Origin of the sequence: Jiangella muralis (assembly GCF_001270745.1) — a bacterium.
Classification (GTDB): Bacteria; Actinomycetota; Actinomycetes; order Jiangellales; family Jiangellaceae; genus Jiangella; species Jiangella muralis.
The window spans coordinates 17,741-28,897 of the sequence record NZ_LFXL01000056.1; the positions used below are offsets into that span (position 1 = coordinate 17,741).

Genomic DNA, 11,157 nt, shown 5'->3' on the forward strand with positions numbered 1-11,157 from the left:
ATGGAAACCGGACTCATCGCCCTCGGAGCAGGACTCGCGGTCGGCCTCGCCGCTCTCGCGACCGGCTACGCCCAGGCGCGGATCGGCGCGGCGGCCATGGGAGCCATCGCCGAGAAGCCCGAGCTCGCCGGCCGGGCCATCCTGCTCGTGGCCATCCCCGAGACCCTCGTGATCCTGGGCTTCGCGGTCGCGGCCATGATCGTGCTCCTGCTGGGCGGCTGACATGAGCCTCCAGGCGCTGCTTGAGACCATGGAGCAGGACGGTCGACGCGAGCTGGCCGACGTGCTGGCCCAGGACGAACGACGCGCTGCCGAGATTCTCCGGGAAGCCCACCAGTCGGCCGAGCGCGACCGCCTCGACCTCCTCACCCGAGCCGAGTCGACCGCCCGCGAGGAAGCGCTCCGCCTCCGCTCCACCGGGGCGGCAGCGTCTCGTACGCACCTGCGCGAGCTGGTCGACGCCGAGCTCGAACGGGTGCGCGCGGCGGCCGGGCAGGACCTGCAGGACCTGGTCGGCACGGACCGCGGCGCGTCCGCCACGCTCGACCTCCTCGAGGAGGCGATGGCGCTCCTGCCCTCGGCCACCTCGTGCGCGGTCGACCCGGCCCATGTGGACGCCGTACGCCGTCACCGGCCCGCACTCGTCGTGGAGGCAGGACCCGTCGGGGTCGGCCTCGTGCTGCACGACGCCCAGGGTCGAGCGGTGCACAACACCGCCGACGGCCGCCTGGACGCGGCGTGGGGGCTGTTGCGCCCGGTGCTGCGCGACGCGGTGTGCGAACCGCGCCCAGAAGTGGACGCGGAGGTGGACCCGCGATGACGGCGCCGCTGTACGTCGCCGGGTCGACCGCCCTGCGGGCACGGATGTCGCGCCTGACCCCGCACGGTGCGGGCGAGGAGGAGCGCGACGAGCTGCGACGTCTGCTGGAGCTGTTCGTGGGCGAGGCCCGCACGGTGGCGCAGGTGCTGACCGGACGACACGACCTCCGCGACGCCCTCGCGCTGCTGCGCGGCGCGGCCTCGGGCCTCCCGCCCGAGGACCGGCTCCGAGGGCTACTCGCGGTCGGTGCGCTCACCCCCGAGCGGGCCGCCGAGCTCGCCCACGCGCGGGACGAGGCGGGCGTCGCCGCCCTGCTCGAACGACTGCGTCTGCCGACGCCGGCCACCGCGGCGGCCCTACCCCGGCTGTGGTCCCGCTTCGAGCTGCACCGCGACGTCGAGGAACTCGAGCTCGCGCTCGCGGCCACGGCGCACGCCGAGTGGGCCGAACGGGCCGCCCACCCGCGTTCGCGCCCCGTCGCGGAGCTGCTCGCCCGCGAGCGGGACCAGCGCAACCTGGTCATCGCGCTGGCCCGGTCGGACGTGGACCCCGCCCGACTGCTGCCGTTCGGTCGCCTCGGTGCCCGCGACCTGGAGCACGCGGTCGCCGGGCGCTGGGCTCCCGTGCTGGGCGTCCACCCCCGCTGGCGGGCCGCGGCGGCGGCGTACGAGGTGCACAGGGACCTCGGCCACCTCGACCGGGACCTGCACGACGAGGCCACCGCCGGCGCCGCCGCGCGGCTGCGTAGGGGGGACGCCGAGAGCGCCGACCCACTGGTGGGCTACCTGCTGCTCCTCGAGGAGCGCGCGCGCCGGCACCGTCGGGCCGTGCTGGTCCTCGCCGGCGGTGCGGACCGGAGGACTCCGTGACGAACGCGCACGCCCCGTCGGCGGCACGGACAGACTCGGAGGTAGTCGTGGTGGCTCCTCGACCGGTCGACGCGGGCTTCCGCCTCGCGGGGGCCGCGACGGTGGTGCCTGAGCCAGGCCCGGACGGCGAGATCGGAGCCGACGCTGTCAACCGAGCTGTCGAAACAGCCGTGCGCCTGCCCGGGGACGGTCGCGCGGTGGTCCTGGTGCATCACGGCGCCTGGTCGCGACTGCCGGTCGCCGCGCGCGATGCCTGGGCGGAGCGCACCGACGGCCTTGTGGTCGGCCTTCCGCCCGACGCCCCGGCCGTGGACACCGAGCCCCACGACCAGCTCCAGCGACTGCTCGGGCGAGCGGTCGGCTACGAGATCAGCTTCGTCCCTGAAGGAGACCACCCATGAGCACGACAGTCAGCACCCCGGACGGAACCCGCGACCAGGTCGGGACGGTGGTGCGGGTCTCTGGCCCCGTCCTGGAGGTCGCGGGCCTGCCCGCCTGCCGGCTCTACGATGTGGTGCGCGTCGGCGTGCAGGCCCTGCCCGGGGAGGTGATCCGCCTCGACGGCGCCCTCGCCACGGTGCAGGTCTTCGAGGACACCTCGGGGCTGCGCTCGGGGGACCCCGTGACCGGCACCGGTGGACCGCTGAGCATCGAGCTCGGACCTGGCCTGCTGGGCACCGTGTTCGACGGCACCCAGCGCCCGCTCGCCGCACTCAGTGCCGAGCACGGCATCTACATTCCGCGCGGCGCCGACCTGCCGGGCCTCGACCGCGCCCGGACCTGGGAGTTCGTGCCGTCCGTGGTGGCGGGCGGCCGGGTGGAGGCGGGCGACGAGCTGGGCACTGTCCAGGAGACCGCAGCGCTGCGCCACCGCGTCCTGGTGCCCCCGGGCGTTCGTGGTGTGGTGGAGCACGTCGTGGAAGGGTCGCGCCGCGTTGACGAGGTCATCGCCCGCGTCCAGGGCCACGACGTGCAGATGTTGCAGCGCTGGGCGATCCGCCGACCCCGCCCGGTGCGGGGACACCAGGCCCTGCGTCGCCCGCTGCTCACCGGGCAGCGGGTCCTCGACGGTCTCTTCCCGATCGCCCTCGGCGGTGCCGGCATCATCCCCGGCGGGTTCGGCACCGGCAAGACGGTGCTCGAGCAGGCGATCGCCAAGCACGCCGAAGCGGACGTGGTGGTCTACGTCGGGTGCGGCGAGCGGGGCAACGAGCTGACCGAGGTGCTCGAGGAGTTCCCACAGCTCTCCGACCCGCGCACTGGACGCCCCCTGATGGAGCGGACCGTGCTCGTGGCCAACACCTCGAACATGCCGGTGGCGGCCCGCGAGGCCAGCGTCTACCTCGGCATCACGATGGCGGAGTACTACCGCGACCAGGGCCTGCACGCCGTGCTGCTTGCCGACTCCACCAGCCGCTGGGGCGAGGCACTGCGCGAGGTGTCGGGTCGTCTCGGCGAGATCCCGGCCGAGGACGGCTACCCCGCCTACCTCGCGACCCGCCTAGCGGCCTTCTACGAGCGTGCCGGGCTGGTCGACTGCCTCGGCTCCACGCCCCGCCGCGGGTCGGTCACCGTCGTCGGCGCGGTGTCGCCGGCGGGTGGGGACTTCTCCGAGCCCGTCACCCAGAACAGCCTGCGCGTCGCGGGATGCTTCTGGGCGCTCGATGCGAGCCTGGCCCGCAGCCGCCACTTCCCGTCGATCAACTGGACGCGCAGCTACACCTCCTACCGGCTGGGCGAGTGGTTCGACGAGCACGTCGCCGAGGACTGGTCACGCCTCAGCGCCTGGGCCGTGCGCACGCTGCAGGAGGAGGGGAGCCTCCTGGAGGTGGTCAGCCTGCTGGGCGTGGAGGCGGTCGCGCCGCCCCAGCGCGTGACCCTGCGGGTGGGACGCATGCTCCGCGAGGACTACCTGCAGCAGTCCTCCTTCGACCCCGTCGACGCCAGTTGTCCACCGCGCAAGCAGATCGCGATGCTGCAGCTGGTCAAGGCCGCCGAGGACGCCATGACCGCCGCGGTCACCGCCGGCCGGCCCGTTGCCGACGTCGTCGCCCACCCTGCCCTGCGCACGGTCGCCGCAGCGCGTGGGTGGCCGACCGACGAGACGCTCGAGCGGCACCTCGACGAAGCCGTCGCGGCCCTGCATGCCGCACTCACCACCGACGAGGAGGAGCAGGGATGACCACCACCGACACGAGGGCCCGCGCCCGGGACGCCGTCGCCGCCGCCCCGGTGGGGATCCTGCCCACGATCGAGATGCGCGACGTACGCCGGGTGGCGGGGCCGCTGCTGCTGGTCGAGGGCGCTGACAGCCTAGCGTTCGGCGAAGTCGTCACGGTCGTCACCGACGACGGCAGCGAACGCGACGGCCAGGTCCTCGAGGTGGACCGCTCCCGCGCCGTGGTGCAGGTGCTCGGCGGGACCGAGGGCATAGGCCGGGCCAACGTCGCCGTCCGCGCGCGGTTCCGGGCAGCGGTCACCGGCGTCGGGACCGACGTCCTCGGGCGCGTCCTCGACGGTGCCGGACGCCCACGGGACGGCCGGCCGGAGCCCACCGCCGAGGCGTACCGCCCGGTGAACGGACTGCCGCTCAACCCCGTCGCGCGGATTCACCCCGACCAGTTCATCGAGACCGGCTTCTCAGCGATCGACGGGCTCAACACCCTGGTCCGCGGGCAGAAACTGCCCGTCTTCACCGCAGCCGGACTGCCCGCCGCCGAGGTGGCCGCCCGGATCGCCACCCAGGCCCGGGTGCCCGGCGAGTCAGACGAGGTGGTCGTCGTCTTCGCAGCGATGGGCGTCACGCGCCGCGAGGCCGACTTCTTCCGCGACCAGTTCGCCGCCAGCGCCTCAGGGCACCGCAACGTGCTGCTGCTCAACCTGGCCAACGACCCCACGATCGAGCGACTTTTCACCCCCCGCGTGGCCCTGACGCTGGCCGAGTACCTCGCCTTTGAGAAGCACCTGCACGTCCTGGTGATCCTCACCGACGTCACGGCCTACTGCGAGGCGCTGCGCGAGATCGCCGCGGCCCGTGAGGAGATGCCGGGGCGGCGCGGCTACCCCGGCTACATGTACACCGATCTGGCCTCCCTCTTCGAGCGGGCGGGACGGGTGCACGGCTCGACCGGGTCCTTGACCCAGCTGTCGGTGCTGACCATGCCCGACGGCGACATCACCCACCCCATCCCGGACCTCACCGGCTACATCACCGAGGGACAGGTGGTCCTGTCGCGCGACATGGCCGGACGCGGCGTCGACCCACCCTTCGACGTCTTGCCGTCGCTGTCGCGGCTGATGAACGCAGGTGTAGGCGAGGGCCGTACGCGCGCCGACCACCGCGGTCTCGCCGACCAGTTGTACGCCTGCTACGCCCGTGGCGTCGAGGTGCGACGCCTGGTCTCGATCGTCGGCGAGAGCGGGCTGACGGCCGAGGACCGCCGCATCCTCGCGTTCGCCGGTCGCTTCGAGGAGGAGTTCGTCGGCCAGGGCGAGGCCCGGCGGACCATCACCCAGACCCTGGACCTGGGCTGGGAGTTGCTCAGCGAGTTCGAGCCCGGCGAGCTGGGCCGGGTCGGGGCCGAGCACGTCGCCCGTCACCACCGCACCACCGCGAGGAGCCAGCCATGACCGCGACACCCGTCCCCGGCACCACTGCACACGCCACTGCACACGCCACTCCGCACGCCGCCAGTGCCGAGGAGGTGGCCGCGGCGATGGAGGTCGACCCTGCATGCGGCCTGAGCAGCGAGGAGGCCCGGGCACGGCTCGACAGGTTCGGCCCCAACCAACTGGCCGAGCCCGCACGCCGACCGGTGCTGTTGCGCTTCCTCGACCAGTTCCGCAGCGTCCTGATCCTGGTGCTCATCGGCGCTGCGGTCCTCGCGGGCCTCGTGGGCGAGATCAAGGACACCATCGTCATCGCCGTGGTGCTCCTCATCAACGCCAGCATCGGCTTCTTCCAGGAGCAGCGAGCCGAGAAGAGCCTGGAGGCGCTGCGCAACATGCTGAGCCCGTCGGCCCGGATCCGGCGCGACGGGCGGACCCTCGTCGTCGACGCCGGCGACCTGGTGCCCGGCGACGTCGTCCTGCTCGAGGCGGGCGACCGCGTGCCCGCGGACGCGCGTCTGGTCCTCGCCTCCTCGGTGGAGGTCGACGAGTCGGCCCTGACCGGCGAGTCCCAGCCCGTCCCCAAGCGATCCGACTCGACCGCAGAGCACGACGCCCCCCTCGCAGACCGCGACGGTATGGTCCACATGAACACCGCGCTCACCCGCGGACGGGCCGAAGCGGTGGTGACCGCCACCGGCATGAAGACCTCCGTCGGTGCCATCGCCGAGATGCTCGCCTCCGGCGAGGAGCCGCAGACCCCGCTCCAGCGGCAGCTCGACACCCTGGGCAAGCGGCTGGCCGCGCTGGGACTGGTCGCCGTGACGGTCTACGTCGCGTTGGCCCTGGCGCGGGGCGAGGCCCCCTCCGAGATCGCCCTGCGAGCCGTGGCGCTCGCGGTGGCGACCGTCCCGGAGGGCCTGCCGGCCGTGCTGGCGCTGACGCTCGCGCTCGGCGTGCACCGCATGGCGGGGCGCAACGCGATCGTCAAGCGCCTCGCCTCGGTCGAGACGCTGGGCTCGGCCACCGTCATCTGCAGCGACAAGACCGGCACCCTCACCCTCAACGAGATGACGGTCCGCGAGGTGCACGTGGGTGACCTCGAGCTCACGGTCCACGGCCAGGGGTACGACACCGACGGCGAGGTCCTCGACGCCGACGGCAGCCAGGCGACCCTGCCGCCGCTCCTGCTCGACGTCCTGGCCTTGTGCAGCGACTCCGAGCTCGACAGCGACGGCATCATCGGCGACCCGACCGAGGGTGCGCTGATCGTGCTGGCGGCCAAGGCAGGGCTGGACGTGACGGCGCGCCGCGCACAGTGGCCGCGATCGGCGGAGATCCCCTTCGACGCCGACTACAAGTACATGGCCACCTACCACGACGAGGGACCCGCGTCACGCGTGCTGGCCAAGGGCGCGGCCGACGTGCTGCTGCGGCGCTGCGACTCGTGGCTGCTCGGAGGCGACGAGGTCGAGCTCACCCCGTCCGACCGGGACCGGCTCGACGACGCCATCGCGGCGATGGGGGAGCGCGGACTGCGCGTGCTGGCCGTGGCCACCCGCCTGGTCGAGTCGCCGTCGGCCGAGCCCCACTCCGACGTGTCGTCGCTGACCCTGCTCGGCCTGCTCGGGATCGCCGACCCGCCGCGGCCCGAGGCGACCTCGGCGGTCGCCCTGTGCCACCGGGCCGGCGTGGGGGTGAAGATGATCACCGGCGACCACGTCGCGACCGCCGTTGCCATCGCCCGCGAGCTCGGCATCGAGGGCCGCGCGATGACCGGCGCCGAGCTCGCCGAGCTGTCGACCGAGGAGCTGGCCGACGTCGTCGACGAGGTGGCGGTGTTCGCCCGGGTGTCTCCCGAGCACAAGGTCGCCATCGTCAAGGCGCTCACGGCGCGCGGCCACGTCGTGGCCATGACCGGTGACGGCGTCAACGACGCGGCGGCGCTGCGCTCGGCGCACATCGGCGTGGCCATGGGCCTGACGGGAACCGAGGTCACCAAGGAGGCGGGCGACGTCATCCTCACCGACGACAACTTCACCACCGTCGTCGGCGCGGTCGAGGAGGGCCGCTCGATCTACGACAACGTGGTGAAGTTCGTGCGGTTCCAGCTCTCCACCAACATGGGCGCCATCTCGACCTTCCTCGGCGCCTCGGTGATGGGACTGCCGGCTCCGCTGACCGCCGTGCAGATCCTCTGGGTCAACATCATCATGGACGGCCCACCCGCGATGGCGCTTGGCGTGGACCCCGCCCGGCCCGGGATCATGTCCGAGCCCCCGCGGCGCAGCGGCGACCAGATCCTCTCCCCGGCGCGACTGATCAGGCTGGCCCGCGTGGGACTGGTGATGGCGATCGGTACCCTCGCAGTCCTCATCCTCGCGCGCGAGGAATGGGGCGAGGCCGTCAGCCTGACCATGGCCTTCACCACCTTCGTGCTCTTCCAGCTCGTCAACGCGCTCAACGCACGCGCCGAGCACGTCACCGTGTTCGCACCGCACACCTTCACCAACCGGTGGCTGTGGGTGTCCCTCACGACGGTCGCCCTGCTGCACATCATGGCCGTGCACACGCCGTGGGGCCAGGCGATCTTCGACACCGTTGCTCTCACGCCCGGGCAGTGGGGGATCTGCATCGCGGTGGCGCTGAGCGTGCTGGTGGTCGAGGAGCTGGTCAAGCTCGGCCACCGCTGGGGCTCGGGTCGGGGGAAGGGCTGCGGACGACCCGGGACATACGAAACAGGAATCGCGTAGCATGGGTCGTCATGACCCGCGACGACTGGACCTTCCTGTCCAACCACGGCCACGTCCTGGTCGCGCTCGCGCGCGACCCGGACGCACGGACCCGCGACGTCGCCGACGCCGTCGGCATCACCGAGAGGGCGGTGCAGCAGATCGTCGCGGACCTGGTGGAGCTCGGCTACGTCGACAAGGACAAAGTAGGTCGGCGCAACCGGTACCGGGTCACCCGCGACTCCCACTTCCGGCACGACCTGGAATCCGGAGTCACCATCGGCGCCTTCGTGGACCTCATCAACAAGTCCGCTGCAACCCCCTGACATGCGAAGCAAACTTCGTGATAAGATCTGCGTACATCAGGGTTGGGGAGTACCCCACCTCCGGTCGCACGTCACCACGGCTGATCAGCCCGGCGACCGGGTTCCATACCGGGACGGGAGAGACCACTCCTGATCACCATCCGGGCAACGAGGCCCGGACCGACGACAACGGTGGTGATCAGCGTGGACGACCTTCTCATCCGCCTCGGACTGGCTCTCTGGCTCGGCCTCTGGGCGGCGCGCGAGCTCGGCTGGTGCGGTGTCAGGCGAGGGCAGGCGAGCGCTGCGGCACGGCGCAACAGGCCGCACTCGTCTCCCGGGTCCGTGCCCGAGGGTGGCTCCGACGGCCCGTACGTCGACGCGGCGGGGAGGCGGCCATGATGCTCATCAGGCTGCCTGCTGCTGCGGTGCCCGAGAGCGGCGACCCGTCAACCCCCACGTGCGACTACCTGTCTCGGGTGCCTGGTCGCGCAAGGACCTTCACCAGGTTGCAGGTCACCTCCAGGACGGGGGCTGCGTGCACGTGACCCTGACGATCCGCACCGCGGACTGCTCGCGTTCGCGCAGCGGCGTAGCGCTGCCACGGCGGACAACGACGTGCGCGACAGTCTCGCAGACCTCGCCCGGGTCGTAGGACCCGATGCGAGTCGCGTGACTGTGAGGTTCCAACATCAGCCGAGCGCGCTGAGGAGGGCCTGGGAGGCCTGGGCATGGCGGCGTGGGATCGGAGGACCTGGGCACCCGCCGGAGCGCGAGCGTCCGCTCGACGAGCTATTGGCGCAGCCCGATCCCCACCCCGACGAGACGTCCCTCGACAAGACTCGACCCTGCGAGGGCAGGCCGCATGTGCTGGCCGATGCGGCGGAACCATTGGAGTGGGCGGTCATCGACGAGCTGCACCGCTGGGTGTACGTCGGACGCGAGGCCCACTTGGTGCTGACGGTGCCCCACTCCCCGGTCTTGCGCGACCCTGACCTCCACCTCCTGTGGGAACGACGCATGGCACTCGACGTCGCCGACCGGGAGGGGGAGGTCGCCCAGTTGTGGCCAGGAACCCCGCTCGCGCGGATCGAAGTTGTCAGGGCCCAACCCACGGCGCGCCGCCGTCGATGGGCACGTCAGTTGGCCCAGGCGGACGCCATGACGGTCCGCGAGCGGCGTACCGCCGGAGCGCAGCGTCCGGGAGGAGCGGCATCGTGATCTACGGCAACCGAGGCGGCGCCTCAGGTCACGCTCCCGCTACAAAGGAGTCGGCCATCACCACGGATGCGGGACACATCGGCGGGGCCCGCGGAGTTATCCCCCGCGACCTCATAGCGGAGGCTGCCGCGCATCAGACCGCGGCCGGTGGTCCCCTGTATCTCCGTGCTGATGCCGACCACCCCGGCCACACGGATGGCGATCGCGGACCGCGAGCGCCTCGACGGGCTGCTCCTCGACGCCGAGCGACGTCTGGACGACCAGCCGTTGGGCGACCACGAGCGCCTGATGTACGAACTGCGACGACACGCCCGCATCGCCCAAGACTCCAGCACGCAGAACGCGCTCGGTCTCCTCGTCAGCCACAGCCTCTCGCGGAGCTGGACGCTCCCCGTGACGGTCCACCAGAAGGTCGTGGTCGAGTCCACCTTCGCCACCCGTGACCTCCTCCGAGCGCTGCACCGGACCCCGCCGCACCTGGTCCTACGCGCGTCGACGAATTCGGAGCCCGCGTGTACTGGGTTGCCGCACGCGTCACGCTGCTCGACACGGTTGAACGCCTCCCCGAAGGCCATGCGCGGCTCATGGCATCGCCCGGCCTCGACAGATCCGACCCGGAGTCGGGTCTCGGGCTCGGTTCGGAGCGCGAGGCCGACGACCGCAGCGACCTGCTCGCCCGGATCCACGACTGCGTGGCACGCCTGCGAGCAGACCGTCCGGCTCCGCTCGTCCTGGCCGGCGACGCGGCACTCGTGAACGAGGTGAAGAGCAACGCGCGGTGGCTGTACCGCCTCGTGGGCGCCGTCGTCGGCGCGACGGCCGACAAACCGGACAAGCTGTTCACAGCGACAGCACTGTGCCTGGAGGACTACCTGCACCGACGTGGTCAGCAGACCCCTCGAGACCCTGCATGAGGCTGCCGCCACCGATTCCGAACAGGTAGTGGCCGGGCTGGACCAGTGCTGGACGGCCGTGGCAAACCGGACCCTGGGCACCCTCGTGATCGAGCAGAGTTACGTCCACCCCCAATCGCCCGGAGAAGGTGGGGGCCTGTGTCCCATGACCTGATTGACGACCTTCTCGAGCACGCTGTCCAGGCCGGCAACCTCATCGCCTTCGTTGACGATTCCCAACTGCACGAGTCCGGGGGATCGCGCTACTGAGGTGCCGATGAATGGACGCCGCATCGATGCCGGCGCCTAGCCGCCCGCGACACACCGCACGTGGGACGCGACGTCGAGGCACGCGGCCGCTTGCTCCGAGGATCGACATCCGCAGACTCGGTGGTCGCCCCGTGAGCACATCCCGGCCAGCGCGCCGCAGCGTGAGCCGACTGCGTTCTTTCCCGAGGCCTGGCCGACACGATTTCCATGGCGGACTACCACTACCCGTGCTCCGCATCAGCCACGAGAACGCACCGCGCGCGAGCCCGCGGCACAAGTCCGCCTACTTCCGACATCCGCTAGCAGGTGGAACACTCCTACTCCTCGGTCGGTTCGCGACTACCCCACCTCCGTCACCGTCACCCTGGTGGGCGGGGGACTGTCTGAATAACGGTGTGTGGGGTCCGGCCTGATCCGAGAGGAGACGGCCGTGGCTGA

Annotated in this window: 9 protein-coding genes; all 9 read left to right on the plus strand. The window is 71.9% G+C overall.

Annotated features, from left to right (window positions below):
• The 9 genes from ACW62_RS31380 to ACW62_RS31435 all read left to right on the plus strand — a co-directional run bounded on the left by ACW62_RS31380 (position 1) and on the right by ACW62_RS31435 (position 10,470).
• On the plus strand, positions 1 to 222 hold the full coding sequence (locus ACW62_RS31380) for an ATPase (RefSeq protein ID WP_053208071.1): 222 nt from the start codon (positions 1 to 3) through the stop codon (positions 220 to 222).
• Position 223: 1 nt separating this feature from the next.
• Positions 224 to 820, plus strand: coding sequence for a hypothetical protein (locus ACW62_RS31385; RefSeq protein ID WP_053208072.1), 597 nt, complete (start codon positions 224 to 226; stop codon positions 818 to 820).
• A complete protein-coding gene (locus ACW62_RS31390; protein WP_053208073.1) occupies positions 817 to 1,689 on the plus strand; it encodes a V0D/AC39 family V-type ATPase subunit in 873 nt (290 codons plus the stop codon). Before ACW62_RS31385 ends, ACW62_RS31390 begins: the two co-directional genes overlap by 4 nt.
• Positions 1,686 to 2,090, plus strand: a complete 405-nt coding sequence (locus tag ACW62_RS34550) for a hypothetical protein (RefSeq protein WP_157575116.1) — start codon at positions 1,686 to 1,688, stop codon at positions 2,088 to 2,090. Before ACW62_RS31390 ends, ACW62_RS34550 begins: the two co-directional genes overlap by 4 nt.
• Positions 2,087 to 3,871 (plus strand): V-type ATP synthase subunit A, encoded by a 1,785-nt coding sequence (locus ACW62_RS31400; protein ID WP_053208075.1) that lies wholly within the window; start codon positions 2,087 to 2,089, stop codon positions 3,869 to 3,871. Before ACW62_RS34550 ends, ACW62_RS31400 begins: the two co-directional genes overlap by 4 nt.
• Positions 3,872 to 3,945: 74 nt before the next feature.
• Entirely contained in the window at positions 3,946 to 5,319 is a 1,374-nt protein-coding gene (locus ACW62_RS31405) for a V-type ATP synthase subunit B (protein WP_420843632.1), read from the plus strand.
• Positions 5,316 to 8,051: a cation-translocating P-type ATPase gene (locus tag ACW62_RS31410; RefSeq protein ID WP_083460392.1), complete on the plus strand. Its 2,736-nt coding sequence runs from the start codon at positions 5,316 to 5,318 to the stop codon at positions 8,049 to 8,051. Before ACW62_RS31405 ends, ACW62_RS31410 begins: the two co-directional genes overlap by 4 nt.
• A gap of 11 nt (positions 8,052 to 8,062) precedes the next feature.
• Positions 8,063 to 8,356, plus strand: coding sequence for a helix-turn-helix transcriptional regulator (locus ACW62_RS31415; RefSeq protein ID WP_053208076.1), 294 nt, complete (start codon positions 8,063 to 8,065; stop codon positions 8,354 to 8,356).
• A gap of 1,712 nt (positions 8,357 to 10,068) precedes the next feature.
• Positions 10,069 to 10,470, plus strand: coding sequence for a hypothetical protein (locus ACW62_RS31435; protein WP_053208080.1), 402 nt, complete (start codon positions 10,069 to 10,071; stop codon positions 10,468 to 10,470).
• Positions 10,471 to 11,157 lie beyond the last annotated feature (687 nt).

Bases quoted from the DNA above. Each gene is read 5' to 3' on its own strand.
- ACW62_RS31380 (WP_053208071.1), top strand. From the start codon at position 1: ATGGAAACCGGACTCATCGCCCTCGGAGCAGGACTCGCGGTCGGCCTC.
- ACW62_RS31410 (WP_083460392.1), top strand. From the start codon at position 5,316: ATGACCGCGACACCCGTCCCCGGCACCACTGCACACGCCACTGCACAC.
- ACW62_RS31390 (WP_053208073.1), top strand. From the start codon at position 817: ATGACGGCGCCGCTGTACGTCGCCGGGTCGACCGCCCTGCGGGCACGG.
- ACW62_RS31385 (WP_053208072.1), top strand. From the start codon at position 224: ATGAGCCTCCAGGCGCTGCTTGAGACCATGGAGCAGGACGGTCGACGC.
- ACW62_RS31405 (WP_420843632.1), top strand. From the start codon at position 3,946: ATGCGCGACGTACGCCGGGTGGCGGGGCCGCTGCTGCTGGTCGAGGGC.
- ACW62_RS31415 (WP_053208076.1), top strand. From the start codon at position 8,063: ATGACCCGCGACGACTGGACCTTCCTGTCCAACCACGGCCACGTCCTG.
- ACW62_RS31400 (WP_053208075.1), top strand. From the start codon at position 2,087: ATGAGCACGACAGTCAGCACCCCGGACGGAACCCGCGACCAGGTCGGG.